The 18,230-nt window shown below is 34.6% G+C and carries 16 protein-coding genes; 8 read left to right on the forward strand and 8 right to left on the reverse strand.

Annotation, left to right across the window (positions count from 1 at the left end; translation table 11 throughout):
- Positions 1 to 2: 2 nt before the first annotated feature.
- The 3 genes from ACFQ1Q_RS07680 to ACFQ1Q_RS07690 all read right to left on the reverse strand — a co-directional run bounded on the left by ACFQ1Q_RS07680 (position 3) and on the right by ACFQ1Q_RS07690 (position 1,915).
- Entirely contained in the window at positions 3 to 815 is an 813-nt protein-coding gene (locus tag ACFQ1Q_RS07680; RefSeq protein WP_386129599.1) for a sulfite exporter TauE/SafE family protein, read from the reverse strand.
- 70 nt (positions 816 to 885) lie between these two features.
- Complete coding sequence (locus ACFQ1Q_RS07685) at positions 886 to 1,521, reverse strand: Crp/Fnr family transcriptional regulator (RefSeq protein WP_386129601.1); 636 nt, start codon at positions 1,519 to 1,521, stop codon at positions 886 to 888.
- Positions 1,499 to 1,915 carry a DUF983 domain-containing protein gene (locus ACFQ1Q_RS07690; RefSeq protein WP_386129602.1) on the reverse strand — a complete coding sequence of 139 codons (417 nt, stop codon included), beginning with the start codon at positions 1,913 to 1,915 and terminating at the stop codon, positions 1,499 to 1,501. The genes ACFQ1Q_RS07685 and ACFQ1Q_RS07690 overlap by 23 nt, the downstream gene beginning before the upstream one ends.
- Positions 1,916 to 2,057: 142 nt before the next feature.
- Between ACFQ1Q_RS07690 and ACFQ1Q_RS07695 the strand changes: the two genes are divergently transcribed.
- From ACFQ1Q_RS07695 to wecB, 7 genes are all read left to right on the forward strand, one after another.
- Complete coding sequence (locus ACFQ1Q_RS07695) at positions 2,058 to 2,456, forward strand: hypothetical protein (protein WP_386129604.1); 399 nt, start codon at positions 2,058 to 2,060, stop codon at positions 2,454 to 2,456.
- Between the two features lie 74 nt (positions 2,457 to 2,530).
- Positions 2,531 to 6,865, forward strand: coding sequence for a CusA/CzcA family heavy metal efflux RND transporter (locus tag ACFQ1Q_RS07700; RefSeq protein ID WP_386129606.1), 4,335 nt, complete (start codon positions 2,531 to 2,533; stop codon positions 6,863 to 6,865).
- Positions 6,866 to 6,875: 10 nt separating this feature from the next.
- On the forward strand, positions 6,876 to 8,021 hold the full coding sequence (locus ACFQ1Q_RS07705; protein ID WP_386129608.1) for an efflux RND transporter periplasmic adaptor subunit: 1,146 nt from the start codon (positions 6,876 to 6,878) through the stop codon (positions 8,019 to 8,021).
- A 132-nt stretch (positions 8,022 to 8,153) separates the two neighbouring features.
- Positions 8,154 to 8,744: an HD domain-containing protein gene (locus ACFQ1Q_RS07710; protein ID WP_386129610.1), complete on the forward strand. Its 591-nt coding sequence runs from the start codon at positions 8,154 to 8,156 to the stop codon at positions 8,742 to 8,744.
- A 473-nt stretch (positions 8,745 to 9,217) separates the two neighbouring features.
- Positions 9,218 to 10,063 carry a zinc-dependent peptidase gene (locus ACFQ1Q_RS07715; protein WP_386129612.1) on the forward strand — a complete coding sequence of 282 codons (846 nt, stop codon included), beginning with the start codon at positions 9,218 to 9,220 and terminating at the stop codon, positions 10,061 to 10,063.
- Between the two features lie 209 nt (positions 10,064 to 10,272).
- The gene (locus ACFQ1Q_RS07720) at positions 10,273 to 10,575 is read left to right on the forward strand and encodes a hypothetical protein (protein ID WP_386129614.1); all 303 of its coding nucleotides are present in this window, start codon (positions 10,273 to 10,275) and stop codon (positions 10,573 to 10,575) included.
- A 174-nt stretch (positions 10,576 to 10,749) separates the two neighbouring features.
- Positions 10,750 to 11,850, forward strand: coding sequence for a non-hydrolyzing UDP-N-acetylglucosamine 2-epimerase (gene wecB / locus ACFQ1Q_RS07725; RefSeq protein WP_386129616.1), 1,101 nt, complete (start codon positions 10,750 to 10,752; stop codon positions 11,848 to 11,850).
- A 49-nt stretch (positions 11,851 to 11,899) separates the two neighbouring features.
- Here the strand turns inward: wecB and rpe are convergent, their stop codons facing one another.
- From rpe to rpsO, 5 genes are all read right to left on the reverse strand, one after another.
- Positions 11,900 to 12,562, reverse strand: coding sequence for a ribulose-phosphate 3-epimerase (gene rpe, locus ACFQ1Q_RS07730; RefSeq protein WP_386129618.1), 663 nt, complete (start codon positions 12,560 to 12,562; stop codon positions 11,900 to 11,902).
- Positions 12,563 to 12,777: 215 nt separating this feature from the next.
- The gene (locus ACFQ1Q_RS07735; protein ID WP_008270568.1) at positions 12,778 to 13,641 is read right to left on the reverse strand and encodes a sigma-70 family RNA polymerase sigma factor; all 864 of its coding nucleotides are present in this window, start codon (positions 13,639 to 13,641) and stop codon (positions 12,778 to 12,780) included.
- Positions 13,642 to 13,733: 92 nt separating this feature from the next.
- Entirely contained in the window at positions 13,734 to 14,108 is a 375-nt protein-coding gene (locus ACFQ1Q_RS07740; RefSeq protein WP_386129620.1) for a hypothetical protein, read from the reverse strand.
- Between the two features lie 211 nt (positions 14,109 to 14,319).
- On the reverse strand, positions 14,320 to 16,578 hold the full coding sequence (locus ACFQ1Q_RS07745) for a polyribonucleotide nucleotidyltransferase (RefSeq protein WP_386129622.1): 2,259 nt from the start codon (positions 16,576 to 16,578) through the stop codon (positions 14,320 to 14,322).
- A gap of 267 nt (positions 16,579 to 16,845) precedes the next feature.
- Positions 16,846 to 17,115 carry a 30S ribosomal protein S15 gene (rpsO, locus tag ACFQ1Q_RS07750; protein WP_132704442.1) on the reverse strand — a complete coding sequence of 90 codons (270 nt, stop codon included), beginning with the start codon at positions 17,113 to 17,115 and terminating at the stop codon, positions 16,846 to 16,848.
- A gap of 253 nt (positions 17,116 to 17,368) precedes the next feature.
- On the opposite strand from rpsO, the gene ACFQ1Q_RS07755 reads away from it, so the two are divergent.
- The gene (locus ACFQ1Q_RS07755) at positions 17,369 to 18,214 is read left to right on the forward strand and encodes a hypothetical protein (protein WP_386129624.1); all 846 of its coding nucleotides are present in this window, start codon (positions 17,369 to 17,371) and stop codon (positions 18,212 to 18,214) included.
- The last annotated feature ends 16 nt before the right edge of the window (positions 18,215 to 18,230 follow it).

Here is an 18,230-nt window from a genome sequence, read left to right on the forward strand (position 1 = left end):
TATTATTGTTCTATAAAGAATTCCATATAGAAAATAAATATGGCCATCACAAAAATAAAATACCCAAATCCTTTTTTAAGTTTGTTACCATCTATAAAGTTACTTAAGTAACTACCTATAAAAATACCTACAAATGATATCCCAGTGAACACAGATAGGAAAAGCCAATCTATATCCATCGTCAGGGCATCACCTAAGAAGAAACCCATTAATGATTTAAAAGCAATTATTATTAGAGAAGTACCTACCGCAACTTTCATTTCTACATTTGCAAGTATTACAAGCGCTGGTATAATTAAAAAGCCTCCACCTGCACCTATCATTCCTGTAATACCACCTACAGCAAGTCCTTCAATTAAAATTAATGGATAATTATATTTAACTGTCCCATCTCCCTTTTGCTTCTTTTCTTTACGCTCTTTGAGCATTGAAAACGCTGCTGGTATCATAAGTACAGCAAATAGACCAAACATTCCCATTCTACGGGTGAACTCAAATTCTCCTAAATTGAATAGGACGTCCGGTAAGGCCGGAACAACATAAGACCTTACTACTGTTACACCAACTATAGCAGGTAATCCAAAAACAATTGCTGTTCTCCAATCGACATAACCTTTAAGGTGTTGTTTAATCCCGCCAACTAGGGCACTTGCTCCAACAATAAATAAAGAATATGCCGTTGCAACTTTTTCATTAACTGAGAATAAATAGGCTAATACTGGTACGGCTAGTATTGAGCCTCCACCACCAATAAGTCCTAAAGAAACACCTATTACTAAGGCACTTGCATATCCTAAAATTTCTAATAATCCCATTGTTATGATTTGTTTATTGGGTCAAAAATATGCTTACTAAGCACAACTAGAGGTAACCTAGGTTACACAGCTAATCTAAATTGATAATTTCGACATAGTTGCGATGTAGTTTTATTTTTCCAATATTTTCAAGTTTTTTGAGCAATCTTGATATTACTACTCTTGAACTATGAAGTTCATATGCTATTTCTTGATGTGTATTTTTTAGTGTACTAGAGTTATTAACTCTAACTTTATCTTTTAGGTAATTTAATAGTCGCTCATCCATATTGTCAAATGCGATACTGTCCATTGTATGTAACATTTCGTTCAAACGATTATGGTAACTTTCAAAAACGAAGTTTCTCCAAGATTTATATTTAGAAGTCCATTCTTCCATTTTTCGAATAGGAATCATTATCAACTTTGCATCTGTCTCAGCTATTGCCCTTATCTCACTTTTGGTTTGCCCCATACAACAAGTCATTGTCATAGAACAGGTCTCTCCTTTTTCCAAATAATAAAGTAGTAACTCGTCCCCATTTTTATCCTCTCTCAAAACTTTTATAGCTCCAGAAACAAGTAATGGCATCCCTTTTATATAAGAACCGATATCCATCATTTGATATCCTTCAGGAACTTCCTTAAACGTACCTACTTGTAATATTTCATTTATTAAGGCATCTTCAAAAAGATGGCCATAGCTAGTTTTTAATTCTTGTATCATCTTCTAAAGTTATTTGATAATTCGTAATTGCATTTTTATCATATTTGATAAACATCGTCGCCCATATAATTTTAGATAATGTATACAGTAAAGGCAGTAAAACAATTAATGCTAAGACAAATGAGACCATAAGCGAAGTAGGTGTTATCGTTTCTCTGAAGATGTAGTTTAATACTACAACAGCAACAAATAATGCCACTCCTAATCCATAAGAAACATAATAAGACCCTTGATAAAAGCCTGTTTCTAATTCAAACTTTTGATTACACTTTGCGCACCGCTTTTTTACTTCACCCATCGTAGATAATTTGTATGGATGTGCGACAAAAAAATCACCCTTTTGGCACTGAGGGCATTTCATATTTAGAATGCTATAAAGTTTGGTTCCTTTCATCGTGCTTTAATTTTTATGTAAAATTAATTGAAATAAAAAATGTTCTCAGTAACTTAGGTTACACAATAGACTTTTTAAGCTAAAAGAAGATAGTGTAACATAGGTTACATTGAGAACCTTAAAGAATTGTATATTTGTTACGATGAGTAGATTATTCTCCATATCATTATCTTTTGTAATCCTTATTCAGAGTTTCGGGATAGGACTTGCTGATTTAACTCAAATCGATGAATTTATCGAGCACGCACAATTTCATAGTGAACAGTATGGAGACAACGTTTTTGTGTTTATTTCCAAACATTATGGAGAACTAAAGGCAGAACATAATAAAGAACACCAAGAAGAAAAAGAAGACCACGAACAGTTGCCGTTTCAGCATCAAACTCATATTTCCTCTATAACCGCTTGCGTATTAGATTCTAAAAAAGACGAATTTAAAACACCAGAATTTTCTGAATTTAGAACTCATAATTTTTATTATAAAGAACCTTCATCATCACTTCATCTTGAAGGTTTATTCCAGCCACCTAGGCAAGCATAAAGTAATTGTACAACATATTTGTCCTCATTCATTATTGCGAATTGAGGCTTTAACGTTTATTATTTTATGACAAGATGCTTTCACATATTATTAATTTCAGCATAAAGAACAAGTTCATCGTTCTTTTATTTACAACCTTTATCATAGGATTTGGGCTGTATTCTTTATCACAAATCCCCATAGGTGCCGTACCAGATGTTACTAATAATCAGGTACAAGTTATTACTACCTCGCGTAATCTATCTACGCAAGATATGGAGCAATTTATCACCTATCCTGTAGAGTTAGAAATGGCAAATTTACCTGGCGTGGTAGAGATTCGTTCTATTTCAAAATTTGGTTTATCTGTTGTTACTATTGTCTTTGAAGATGATATGGGCACATTTTTACCAAGACAGCTCATTGCCGAAAAAATCAAATCAGCTTCTGAGAAAATTCCTGAAGGTTTTGGGACACCAGAAATGGGTCCTATCACCACAGGTTTAGGAGAGATTTACCAATACATTCTTGACGTTAAGCCAGAGTTTAAGGACAAATACAACGCCGAAGATTTAAGAACTATTCAAGATTGGGTAGTAAAGCGCCAACTTTCCGGTATTCCTGGTGTGGTAGAAGTTAATACTTGGGGCGGTTTCTTAAAACAATACGAAGTCGCTATTGATACCGAGAAACTTAATGCAATGAATATCACGGCAAATGAAGTTTTTACTGCTTTAGAAACAAATAATAGTATTTCAGGAGGCGGTTACATCGAGAAGGTAAATCAAGCGTTCTTTATTCGTGGCGAAGGTCTAATTTCATCTTTTGAGGATATAAATAATATCGTTGTTAAGAATGAAAATAATCTACCTATTTATATAAAGGATGTTGCGACCGTTGGTTTTGGAAGCGCTACACGTTTTGGAGCAATTACAGGAAATGGTGAAGGTGAGAAAGTACTCGGTCAAGTAATGATGCTTAAAGATGCAAACTCAAAAAAAGTAATTGATGCCGTAAAAGAACGTGTTGAGCAGATTTCAAAATCATTACCTGAAGGCGTATATATCAATGCATTTCTTGACCGTAGTGAACTTATCGCCAAAACTACCTTTACTGTTTCAGAAAACTTGATATTAGGTTGCTTGATTGTCATTTTTGTAGTGGTATTGCTTTTAGGGAACTTCCGTTCTGGACTCGTTGTTGCCTCTGTTATTCCTTTGTGTTTACTATTTGCTTTATCGTTGATGTACATTTTTGGCGTAGATGCAAATTTGATGAGCCTTGGTGCTATCGACTTCGGGATTATTATTGATGGTGCAGTAATTATCGTCGAGTTCATAGCCTTTCAGATAACGCAAAAGGCAGATGAGATTAACGCTTTCGCGAAAGCGGAACAACAATCATTTAAAGATAAAATCACATTTACAGGAGCATCAAAAATGATGAACTCTGCAGTTTTTGGACAACTCATCATCCTAATAGTATTCATCCCAATTTTATCATTGTCAGGTGTGGAAGGCAAGATGTTTAAGCCTATGGCTTTGACATTTAGTTTTGCATTAATTGGCGCAATGATATTATGTTTTACCTACGTACCAGTTGCTGCATCATTATTTCTAAAGCCATCTAAACCATCTGATAAAAATATATCTGTGCGGTTAATGAAGTGGCTCAACAAAATATACGCACCCGTGATTCATTGGGCGTTGATGAGCAAAAGGTTAGTTCTCATTATTGCAGGACTTTTATTAGCCTCATCTATTTATCTCTATAGCACAATGGGTGGTGAATTCGTTCCAACTCTAGACGAAGGGGATTTTGTGATACAACCAGTTCTAAAAACAGGAACCTCCTTGAGTAACACTGTAGAGATAACAACCGAAATCGAAAAGATACTGCTTAGTGAATTTCCAGAAGTTAAGCAAGTGGTTACACGTATAGGTGCTGCCGAAGTCCCTACAGACCCTATGTCTATGGAAGAAAGTGACGTCATTATTGTTTTAAAACCAAAAAGCGAATGGACTTCTGCAAACTCTAAAGACGAGCTTGCAGACAAGTTTAAAGAAGCGCTGGCTATTATTCCTGGTATGGAAGTAGAATTTACCCAACCTATCGAGATGCGCTTTAATGAGTTGATTACTGGTGTGCGTGCAGATATTGCGATTAAAATTTTTGGAGATGACCTTGACATCCTAGCTAAAAAAGGAAGTGAGATAGGTGCCCTTATTGAAAACGTTGATGGAGCTGCAGATATCTCTGTAGAGAAGGTCGCTGGTCTACCTGAAATGAATATCAAATTCAATAGAATGAAGATTGCTCGTTATGGTCTCAACATTCAAGATGTGAATGATATGGTGTCGATGGGTTTTGCAGGGAAAAGTGCAGGTAGCGTATTTGAAGGCGAAAAACGTTTTGACCTTGTGGTACGATTAGATAAAGATAAGCGCCAAGATATTAATAATCTCAAGCGTCTGTTTATTGATATACCTAATGGTGGTAAAATTCCTCTAAGTGAACTGGCCGATATTACGTATCAAAAAGGAGCTGCAAAAATCTCACGTGACGATACGCGTCGCAGGATTGTGGTAGGTGTGAATGTGCGTAACCGAGATTTACAATCTGTGGTAGACGATGTACAGCAATTGATTAATGAGAATATAAAATTACCTGTGGGCTATACGATAACCTATGGCGGTCAATTTGAAAACTTACAAAGTGCAAAAGCACGCCTAATGGTAGCAGTGCCTATTGCGCTACTGTTGATTTTTATTATGCTCTACTTTGCTTTTAAATCTGTAAAAGAAGCCTTGATGATTTACTCTGCAATTCCGCTTGCGGCAGTTGGAGGAGTTTTGTTATTATGGATGCGGGACTTGCCTTTTAGTATCTCGGCGGGTGTAGGTTTTATTGCCTTGTTTGGTATTGCTGTATTGAATGGTATTGTACTTATAGAGCATTTCAAGGAACTTAAAAAAGAAGGTCAATTTGATGATATTAATGAACTTATCAAACAAGGAACAAAAGATAGGCTGCGAGCAGTTCTTCTTACTGCAATGGCAGCAGCATTAGGTTTTTTACCAATGGCAATTTCAACTAATGCTGGCGCAGAAGTACAGCGCCCACTTGCCACAGTCGTTATAGGTGGTTTAATTACTGCAACACTATTAACCTTAATCGTATTGCCAGTTTTATATGCCTATTTCAATAACCTTAAGAAAGGAAAAAAAATCTCTAGTGGCAAGAGCATTGCTAGTCTAACTATCATAATTCTTTTAGTTTCAATAAGTGCAAAGGCTCAAGAAAGCCCAATGAATCTTGATGCTTTGATTCCGTTAGCTATTGAAAATAATGCAGGTCTTACTGGTAATCGTTTAAAAATTAACCAATCTAATGCGCTAGTAAATAGTGCTTTTAGTTTTGATAAAACGCAGGTGTACTATGAGTTTGATGAAAATAATCTTGCCATAAATGAACAACCTATACGAGTTTTCGGGATTCAACAAGATTTTCGTTTTCCAACGGTTTACTTTTCAGAAAAGAAATTGAATCAGGCCAATGTAAATGTTGTCACGAGTAGTTATGAAATTAAGGCGAAAGCAATAAAACGTAACGTAACAAATGCCTATTATAATTACCAGATAGCTCAAGAAAAACAGCGTGTCCTAAAAACTTTAGACAGCTTGTATTCAAACTTTGCAAGTATTGCTGCGAGACGTTTTGAACTGGGAGAAACCAATTATTTAGAAAAGATAACTGCTGCATCAAAACAGAAGCAAATCAATCTTAAATATCAGGAAGCGCAACAAAGTGTAGCTATAGCCTATGGCGACTTAGTTAAAGTGGTGCAACCTCAAGACACTTTAATCATCGCAAAGGAGTCTTTTCTTAAACTGCCACTTGAAAAACTTGAAGTAAGTTCAAGTCCAGAGTTAGGTTATTATCAAAATCGAATTTCATTATTGCAGGCACAGCGCAATTTTGAGAAACAGCAACTCTTACCAGATATCAGTCTCAATTATTTTCAAGGCACTAATTCAGGTCTGAACAATAGCCTGTATGGCTATCAAATTGGCGTGAAGATTCCGCTGTTATTTGGTGGTCAATCATCCAGAATAAAAGCTGCTGGTATTGCAGAAGAAGTCGCAACTGAAGAATCTAATGAGTATAAAATTCAACTTGAAGCAAAATTTAATGCACTTAACATACAGTTGATTCAGTTGAGCAAGGCTCTTGTTTATTTCGAGGAAGAAGGAGCAATGTTATCTGATGAAATCCTGAAAACAGCCAATGGAAGTTTCAGAAATGGAGAAATCGATTTTTATCAATATATCCAGAGTATTGAAAGCGCTTACGAGGTTAAACTAGAATATCTAAACAAGCTAAACGAATACAACATCATCGTAATTGAAATCAATTACTTAACCCTATAAAAAAAGCACTATGCAACGAGTACTATATAAAATAGCAATGATAAGTGTGATACTCGCACTATACAGCTGTAACAATAGAGAGGCTAATAACGAAATAGTAGAAGCACAAAACGAAACAGCAGATGATAGAATTTTTGTATCAAAAGCACAATTTGAGCGTAGCAAAATGACACTAGGCAGTATTGAAGAAAAATCATTTCCTGTAACCGTAAAAACAAGTGGGATGATTGACGTTCCGCCAGAAAACAGAGCAGTTGTTAACGCTACAATGGGCGGTTATATTAAAACCACACCCTTATTAATAGGAGATAAAGTACGCAAGGGACAAGCACTGGTGACCATAGAAAATCCAGAATTTGTAAGCCTCCAGCAAGAATATATGGAAGTTACTGAACAACTTACATATTTAAAGTCAGAATTTGACCGCCAAAAAACAATGAGAGCCGAAAATATTACCTCCCAAAAAAGCTTTCTTCAAACTGAAAGTGCTTATAAAACCGCAGTGGCACGTCATAATGGATTGCGTAAGCAATTGCAATTACTCAATATTTCGCCTTCTAGAGTTGAAGCAGGGAATATTAGTTCAGTAGTAATAATTTATGCACCTATCACGGGAAGTATCACTAAGGTAAACGTGTCTAGAGGAACTTACGTTTCGCCAGCTACAGCAATTTTAGAGATTATAGATAATGACCACATTCATTTAGAATTATCTGTTTTTGAAAAGGATATTTTGAAACTTAAAAAAGGACAACTTATTAATTTTAAAATTCCAGAATCATCTACGGAGACCTATAGAGCAAATGTTCATTTAATAGGAACTGCCATCGAGGAAAATAGAACGATTAAAGTACACGGACATATAGAAAAAGAGTCTGACGTGAATTTCTTGGTAGGAATGTTTGTGGAGGCAGCTATTGTTACTGATTCCGCTTTCGCGAAAGCGTTACCAGAAACAGCTATCGTGGCATTTGAAGAGTCTTATATAGTATTAATCTTAGACGAGTTGACTGCCGACGGATATTTCTTTAAAGCAGTTGAAGTAAAGCTGGGAAGCTCTCACGAAGGAAATACCGCTTTAGTTTCTTTAGATAAACTTACTACTACAGACAAAGTATTAACCAGTGGTGCATTTAATCTAGTTGCAGATGAATAATCAACAGAAACATTACACATTTCTCAGTGGTTGGTTACTCGCAACGATTTTAAGAATCACTTTTTTGGGGAACGCTGGCAATAGAATAACAGTATTGACTAGTTCTCAATTTGATACAAAATTGATTTAATTATGATAGAAAAAGTAGAAAAATACTGTGTTGAAATATTATCTGGTACTAAGATAAAAGAGCTGCCTTTTCACAATCTTGAGCATACCAAAGAAGTTGTTCAAAATGTAAAATATTTATGTGCAGCAATGGATATCGATTCAGTAGAAACAGATTTGTTAATTATTGCAGCTTGGTTTCACGACACAGGATTTTTAAAAGCTTATAACGGTCACGAAGCCCAAAGTAAATTGATAGCTACAGCATTTTTGAAAGAACAGAATGCAAATGAAAGTTTCATTGATGAAGTATGTAATTGCATAGATGCTACTAAAATGCCTCAAAGTCCTACAGATAGATTATCCCAAATTCTCTGCGATGCTGATATATTCCATATAAGTACGCCTCATTTCTTTTACAGAAAGTTATTGTTACGAAGAGAATGGGAGGTGTTTTGCAATAATCAAGTAAGCGATTTAGAATGGCATCAACTGAATTTAGAATTTTTGAAAAAGCACCATTTTAGAAGCGATTATGGAAAGCAAACTTTAGAGATTGGTAAGCAGGAAAATCTTCATAAAGTTGAAAATATTTTGACTTATTTCGAGGAATAATGGCCCTAATATGAAGGTAAGATGATTTGCATTAGGTTTCATCTGAATAAGAAATTATTGTTTTTAAGACTAGATCACGTTTGAAATAGAACGTGACAATACTAGAAAATCAGAATATAGAGCTTTGTTTAAAACTTTTTGATTGTGAGATAATTAGGTTTATATCTTCCTTCAAAAAGTTTGAACTTTGTCCCTTCGCGGTTACAAATAAATAGGAAAAAGCCTAATAGAAATCGAGTTTACTCAATATTTCTGTTAGGCTTTTTCTATGTATAAAGCGGAGTTTTGAAATGTGCGTTAGCGAATCCTATTTATGAGGTTGTTTAAAAGATTAATTCTCTCTATTTATAAGGTATCTTTTCTTCACTAGCTTTTTTATAATAAGTGCTACCGAATTCTTTTTGTTATACTTTAAAAGAAAATACCTATTTGGCGAAATCGTAACATTCAGCCAAAGTTTATATATTTATCAGATGATCATTGCCCAAATCGAGAACCAAGAAGTTAATTCAGTTCTTATCATTTTAACCATTGTTTTTATAGTAGTTGTGTTTCTATATTACAGCTACAAGTACATTGAGCAAACCTATGCTGAAATTAAAAAGAAGCCTTTTTATATTAATTCTCATTTATTTTTAACTGATGTTTCAAAATCTCAAAAATCAATTTTGGAAGGTCAATTTTCTTTTTATCAAAAATTAAATAGAAAGCAAAAGCTAATTTTTAGACATCGACTTAAAAGATTTATTAAAAGCAAAACGTTTCATGGTCGCCAATCTTTTGAAGTTACAGATGAAATGATAGTTCTAATTTCGGCAACAGCTATAATGCTAACTTTTGGTTTTAGACACTACCTACTGCCCAAATTTCACTCAATTTTAATTTATCCTGAAGCCTTTTTTTCTGAGCAAAATAAACAATTGCATAAAGGTGAGGTAAATCCAAGATTGGGTATTATTGCTTTTTCTTGGGCCGACTTTAAAAAGGGTTATGATATAGAAAATGATAATTTAAATTTAGGTATTCACGAAATAGGACACGCCATACATTTAAGTAGTTTTAAAAGCAGTGATATCAGTTCTCAAATATTTATGGACGGCTTTAAGGAACTTAAATCTTACTTAAAATCTAATGAAAGTAAGCGACAGCAACTCATTGCAACAAAATACTTTCGCACATATGCTTATACTAATGAATTTGAGTTTTTTGCGGTATTACTGGAGTGTTTTATAGAAACACCAGAAGAATTTAAGTCTAAATTTCCTGTTTTGTATGATTCTATAAAGACGATGCTTAATTTTAATTTTGCTTCTTTCTAATGCTTACAAAGCAGAGATAAGTGAAAACTATAGAGATATTATTCAGCATTTTAAAACTTTAAAATAAAAGTTGAAATCTTCTTACAAACTTTTCACAATATGTAATACCAAAAAAATCCTGTTTTAAGACTTAAAATTCCAGTCTTATGGATTTTAAATCATACTGCTTTCAACAATATTTTACATTCGTATCAAATAAAACATACACTATGTCTTACAGATACAAAGTACATTCCGCTATATATTCATGTGACGCATCACAATCCGACGTTATTGCAGGTTACGATGTCACCAAAAAAGTCCAAGCCTTATTAAGTGACCCAAATAGTGAAGGTGTATTACATGTAAGTGAGGCTAACATTAGAGAGACAAAATCCGATTGTGCTTCAAAATGTTTTGCCATTATTATTACTGTCGTGCATCCTACTGGAAAAACCGAAACGAGATTTACATCCTGTAGCGATGGCAGCATTTTAAATATTAGAGAATCTGGAGTTATTTGCTCTTTTTAAAATATAATCCGATTGCTTATAAGTAGGTGCAATATTTGAGTATTATTGATTGGGGGATTTATTTTTAACTTCAATATTCACCAAACGAACCAGGAGAGAAATCTTCTGGTTTTTTTTTATGACACATTTAAAAGTGTAAATTTGAAAAACTATCAAAGCAAGACCAAACTGTCAATGTATAATATAACAATAATCACTGGTGCTAGACCAAATTTTATGAAAATTGCACCGATTATTCATGTTTTGCAAAGCGCTATTTCTTCTGGTAAATCACTTGATTTTAGATTGGTACATACAGGACAGCATTATGATAAAAATATGTCGGGTAGTTTTTTTGAACAATTAAATATCCCAAAACCACATGCCAATTTAGGTTGCGCTGGTGGTACACAAGCCGAGCAAGCAGCAAATATTATGTTAGCTTTTGAAAAAGAGCTTTTAAACCATAAGCCAAATTTAGTTTTGGTAGTTGGCGATGTAACATCGACGTTGGCATGTACTTTAGTTGCAAAGAAACTAAATGTTAAAGTAGCTCATGTTGAAGGTGGAATACGATCAGGAGACATGACGATGCCAGAAGAAGTAAATAGAATAGTTACCGATAGCATTGCAGATTACTTTTTTACAACCTCTCAATTAGCAAATGAAAACTTGTTAACAGAAGGGAAAAAAGAAAGTCAATTATTTCTTGTAGGAAATACAATGATTGACACTTTGCTAAAAAATAAATCACAATTTAAAAGTCCAGAAGTTTGGGATAATTTGAAGCTTAAACCGAAAAGCTATATCGTTTTAACCATGCACAGACCAGCAAATGTTGATGCTGAAAGAGATTTAAAGGCTATGCTGATTGAAATTATTAAAGAAACTAGAGAAGTTCCGATTATATTTCCAGCACATCCAAGAACAAGAAAAATACTGTTAAACCTAAATATTGAAAACGAAAGACTTCACATTATAGAACCTTTAAGCTATTTAGAATTTAATTATTTAGTACATCATGCCAAAGCTGTAATAACTGATTCTGGAGGAATAACAGAAGAAGCATCTATAATGAATGTGCCTTGTCTGACATTAAGAAATAATACCGAACGTCCAGAAACTATTTATTTGGGTACAAACGAGTTGGTAGGCACAAATCCTAAAAATCTTAAATCTTATTTAGATAGACTCTTTAAAGGTCAATGGAAACAAACACAATCTATTCCATTTTGGGATGGAAATACGGCTGAGCGTATTGCTGAGGTGATTATAAATAAATTAATGATAAAGTAAACCTTTGTCTGTTCGAGCGCAGTCGAGAACTTTGGTAATAGATTAATATCTAAGAGTTAGCTAAACGCTTCAAATTAGAAATCGTTTCGGGTTGATTATCACTTTTAAAAACATGACTTCCCGCTACAAAAACATTCGCTCCAGCATCAGCAAGTTTTTTAATGTTTTGGTCAGTTACGCCGCCATCAATTTCTATTAACGTATCTAAACCTTGCTCGTCAATCATTTTACGCAATTTCTTAACACGATTGTAAGTAATATCCTCAAATTTTTGTCCTCCAAAACCAGGGTTTATAGACATGAGTAATACCATATAACATTCTGGTAAAATGTCTTCTAAAACTGAGATAGGTGTCGTTAAATTTAAAACAATGCCGGCTTTACAACCAGCAGCTTTTATTTGACGGAGCGTTCGGTGTAAGTGTACAGTACTTTCATGATGTACGGTAATAATATCTGCACCAACTTTTGCAAATTCCTCAATATATCGCTCAGGCTTTTCAATCATTAAATGTACGTCTAATGGTTTGGTTGCGTGCTTTTTTATAGCAGCGATTACTGGCATTCCGTACGAAATGTTTGGTACAAAATGTCCGTCCATGACATCAATATGAAACCAATCGGCATCACTGTTATTAACCATTTCTGTATCACGTTGTAAATTTCCAAAATCGGAAGCTAGCATTGAAGGCGCTATTAAGTTCGAAGCCATTTTTGTTGAGTTGTAGTTTGTGCAAAAGTAACTAAAAGAACGATATTTTATAAAACTAAAGTTATATAAAAAGTGAACCTCCGGTAATCAGCCGGAGGTTCTTTCATCAATCAAAAAACGAACAGTTATGTTTTGTAACTGTTGTTACCGTAATTTAGTCGTATATCGTCTTGTAATCTAACAAATAAAATTTGAAAAATAAAATAACGCAAATACTATCCTAAATAAGTCTTTAATATTTTACTTCGTGAAGTATGTTTCAACCTTCTAATTGCTTTTTCTTTAATTTGTCTTACACGCTCACGTGTTAAATCAAATGTTTCGCCAATTTCTTCTAAAGTCATTGGGTGTTGATTACCTAAACCAAAGTATAAACGAATAACATCTGCCTCACGCGGTGTCAATGTTTCAAGAGCACGCTCTATCTCTGTACGTAAAGATTCATGTAATAAATCTCTATCAGGATTAGGTGATTCTCCACTTCGTAAAACATCGTAAAGATTAGAATCTTCACCTTCTACTAAAGGCGCATCCATGGATACGTGACGACCAGAGTTTTTCATTGACTCCTTAACATCGTTGATAGTCATGTCTAATTCTTTAGCTATTTCTTCTGCAGATGGCGGACGCTCATGGCTTTGCTCTAAAAATGCAAATGTCTTATTTATTTTATTAATAGAACCAATTTTATTAAGCGGCAAGCGTACAATACGTGATTGCTCTGCTAATGCTTGTAAAATAGATTGTCTAATCCACCAAACGGCGTAAGATATAAATTTAAAACCACGCGTTTCATCAAAACGTTGGGCTGCTTTAATTAGGCCTAAGTTACCTTCATTAATTAAATCTGGTAAAGTTAAACCTTGATTTTGGTACTGTTTTGCAACAGATACTACGAAACGTAAATTAGCTTTAGTTAGCTTTTCTAAAGCAATTTGATCTCCAGCTTTAATGCGCTGTGCTAATTCTACTTCTTCGTCTGCTGTGATAAGGTCTACCTTACCAATTTCCTGTAGGTATTTGTCTAATGAAGCGGTTTCCCTGTTAGTAACCTGCTTGGTAATTTTGAGCTGTCTCATTTAATTTTTCTACAATTAATTACGCCACATTGTGTTGCGCAATAGTTATACGCACAAACAAATCATTTTGTTACAAAATTGTAAATCTTTTTTTACAGCTTTATAATTTTAACATTATCGAGATGGATAGCATCTAATGTTTTATCAGAAAAAGAGTAGTGACCACGCTTGGTTATAAGCCTAAATCTATACGATTTTAATTGGCTAAGTGTATTTAGAAATAACCATTTAGATTTTAATAATCTTGGTTTTACAGTTTTTAAACTCAAATCAAAAATATGTTTTCTACCATGTTTTTCTGCAACAATATCTGGTGTTACCTCAACACCGCTACTTTTTTTAAAGTAAGATTTCGGGCTTTCGTAACCCTCAATATCTGCTTTAATATTGTCGTAACCTAAATTTTCTAAATAGCTAATTGAGTCTTTTAATTCCTTTTTGTAATTGTCTTTATCTTGCTTAATCATAGTTAATAATATACTAAAACTAAAGGACAATTGCAAATTCGTGTTAAATAGTCTTAAAAGCAAAGGCTTGTTATCATTGGGAAGTTTAGATTTTAAAAAATCTTTGAGGCTTTAATACTTGTTTTACTTTAATAGCTAACACGATAATATTTTATGATATAAAAAAGCCCAACATCACTGTTGGGCTTTCAATTATAAAGTTAAAAAAGAATTAATCTTCTTTTTTATCTTCTCTTGGTGTTCTATCGTCTCTACGATTGTCTCTATTACGATTATCGCGTCCACGGTTATCTCTACTTCGGTTGTCACGTCCGCCACGGTCGTTATCTCTTTTTGGGCGCTCAACATAACCTTCTGGTTTTGGTAAAATTGCCTTACGAGACACTTTTTCTTTGCGTGTACGTTTGTCTATACCAAAATATTTTACATCAAATACATCACCCATGTTTACAACATCCGATACATTTTCTGTACGTTCCCAAGCCAATTCAGAAACGTGAAGTAAAACCTCGTTTCCTGGAGCTTCTGTATATTCTACAACAGCACCAAAATCTAACATTTTAATAACTTTTACTTCGTAGATGCTACCAACTTCGGGTTTAAATAATAATGAGTCAATCTTTGCCATTACAGCATCAATACCTTTACTTCCAACGCCAAGTACTTCAACAATACCTTCTTCTGTAACTGGGTCTTCATTGATAACAATAGTTGTATCTGTTTCTTTCTGTAATTCTTGAATTACTTTTCCTCCAGGACCAATTAATGCACCAATAAACTCATTAGGTATGCGGCGTGTCACCATTGTAGGTGCGTGATCTTTTACTTCTGGTTTTGGCTCAGCAATAGTATCGGTTAATTTTTCTAAGATGTGTAAACGACCTTCGCGAGCTTGCTTTAATGCATTTACTAAAATCTCATAGCTTAATCCTTTTACTTTAATGTCCATTTGGCAAGCAGTAATACCGTCTGCAGTACCAGTAACTTTAAAGTCCATATCTCCAAGGTGATCTTCATCTCCTAAGATGTCAGATAAAACAGCATATTTTTCGCCTTCAGAAATTAATCCCATAGCAATACCAGAAACTGGTTTTTTAAGCTGTACACCAGCATCCATCAACGCCATTGTACCAGAACATACTGTTGCCATTGAAGACGAACCGTTAGATTCTAGTACTTCAGAAACTACTCTTACTGTATATGGACAATCCTCAGGAACCATACCTTTTAAAGCACGTTGTGCTAAATTACCGTGACCTACCTCACGACGAGAAGTTCCACGGATTGGTCTAGCTTCACCTGTTGAAAACGGTGGAAAATTGTAGTGTAAGTAAAAACGCTCTTCTCCTTCAAAAGACGGCATATCTATTTGATTTGCTTCGCGAGATGTACCTAAAGTTACAGTCGCCAATGCTTGAGTTTCACCTCTAGTAAAGATGGCAGAACCGTGTGTTGATGGTAAGTAATCTATCTCGCACCAAATTGGTCTTACCTCATCAGTTTTACGACCATCGAGGCGTAAGCCTTCATTAAGAGTTAAATCTCTAATAGCAGTTTTTTGAGCTTTCGCCACGTATTTATGAATCAGTTTCCCTAAATCTGCTTGGTCTTCTTCAGAAAATGAATTAAAAACTGCTTCTTTTATTTCTGAAAAAGCAGCACCTCGTTCGTGTTTTGCAGAACCTGCTTTTGCAATGGCATACGTTTTATCGTAAACCATATCGTGTATTTTTTTAGCTAAATCTTCGTCTTCGCGTTCTGGCTCGTATTCACGAACTTCCTTTTTGCCAACAGCCTCGGCTAAACGTACTTGTGCAGCACATTGTTCTTTAATATGCTCGTGCGCAAACTTAATTGCGTCTGCCATTTCTTCTTCAGAAATTTCATCCATTTCGCCCTCAACCATCATTACAGAATCCGCAGATGCCCCAATCATCATATCTATATCAGATTCTAATAATTGAGCACGCGTTGGATTAATAACAAATTCGCCATTTATACGACCAACTCTTGCTTCAGAAATTGGGCAATCAAACGGAAAGTCTGATAATTGAATTGCAGCAGAAGCCGCTAAACCTGCCATAGCATCTGGCATAACGTCATCGTCATGAGACATTAGCTGAATCATTACCTGAGTTTCACTATGGTAATCTTTTGGAAATAATGGACGTAAAACACGGTCTACAAGACGCATTGTTAATACTTCACCATCACTTGGTCTTGCTTCTCTTTTGAAAAAACCGCCTGGATAACGTCCAGCCGCAGCAAATTTTTCGCGATAATCAACGGTTAATGGTAAGAAATCTACATCGTTTTGGTGATAGTTAGAAACTACTGTACATAACAACATGCATTTTCCTGATTGCACAACAACGCTACCATGCGCTTGTTTTGCTAGTTTTCCGGTTTCAATAGAAATTTCTCTACCGTCACCAAGGTCAATGACCTCTTTGTAAGTCTTTGGAATCATAAATTTTTCATTTCGACTACGCTCTACGATTAAATCTAATTAAAAGTCAGAGCATCGTCAGTTAAACAATGGTCGTTGTGTTGTTGTGTGTAGTTGTTGTTGTGACCAATGAAAAACTATAAGAGCTTCTTCAACCCGAATGTTATACGCTTTCGGTTGCGTTTATTTCGACTCCGTATTTCGACTGCATTCAATATGGAACTCAATTACCGAAGTCTTTTATATAAACAAAAAACCACGCTGTTAGGCGTGGTCTCTTTATTTAGATTACTTTCTTAATCCTAATTCTTTAACTATCGCACGATATCTTAAGATATCTTTCTTAGTTAAATAGTCTAGTAAAGCACGACGCTTACCTACTAATTTTACTAACGAACGCTCAGTGTTATAATCCTTACGATTATTTTTTAAGTGTTCCGTTAAGTGGTTTATGCGTGCAGTAAATAATGCAATTTGTCCTTCTGCAGAACCAGTGTCGTTTGCACTTTTACCGTGCTTTGCGAAGATTTCAGCCTTCTTTTCTTTTGTAATGTACATGCTAATATTTATGTAAATGATTGTTATGTATTCTGAAAGTCGTTCTTTCAGGCGGCAAATATATGAAAAATTAAGAATACACAAGTCTATAAATCAAATATTTCAACTTTTCGATAAACCGTTTTAAACCTTTTTAAATATATCTTGTCTTAAAAATATGTTAATGGAAATTAACCAAGTTAGGAAGTTAAAACTTTGTGCGCAGAAGTTTACACATCTCATTAATAAACACAATTAATTTAAATTTTTAATTATGAAAACTTACAAAAAAATTTTAAAACGAATTTTGGCAATAGTATGTCTGGCATTTGCATTTCAATCTTGTACTGATAATGCAGAAGCTATAGATTCTAGTCAACCAACTGCTCAAGATACTTTAGAGTTGGCACGCTCTGCCGAAGTTGATGCCGCAAGTGCTTCTGTTGAAGATATTGTTATTGAAGTATTTCAATTTGATGAAGCCAATCCAAATGGACGTGTACAACCACCAAATTTACCGGATTGTGTTACTATTAATGTTGTAGCACAACAAAACTTTAGAACGGTTACAATAGACTTTGGAAACGAAGGTTGTCTTGTACGAGGACATGTGCTGAAAGGACAAATAGAATTTACGTATACCAGAAATCCTGAAGCTCAGCAAATTTTAGTGACGTACGATTTGGTTGATTTTTACTTCGACAATAAAAACGTGTTGGGTAACAGAACCATTTTAAGAGAACTCGAAAATGCAAATGGAAATCCGCAGTTTACACATACTTTAGATCTAACCGTTATTTGGCCAAACGGTGCTGAAGCTTCACGCTCAGGTTTGAAAGTAAGAGAATGGGTAGAAGGTGCAGGAAGCGGCGTATTTAGCGATAACGTTTTTGAAGTGACAGGTAACTGGACAACAACTTTTGTAAACGGAAATTCACATACCTACGAAGTTTTAATACCGTTACGTCGCGAAGTGGTTTGCACGTATTTTGTAAGTGGAACCATTGACGTGCAACGCACTAATTTTGGAGGTACATTCAACTATGGTGATGGCGATTGCGACAACCAAGCGAGTTTCACCTTTAACAATGGTACACAAATACTAATTACGTTGAATTAGTTTTATTAAAGTTGAG

The sequence above is a fragment of the Winogradskyella litorisediminis genome (assembly GCF_042675765.1).
GTDB lineage: Bacteria > Bacteroidota > Bacteroidia > Flavobacteriales > Flavobacteriaceae > Winogradskyella > Winogradskyella litorisediminis.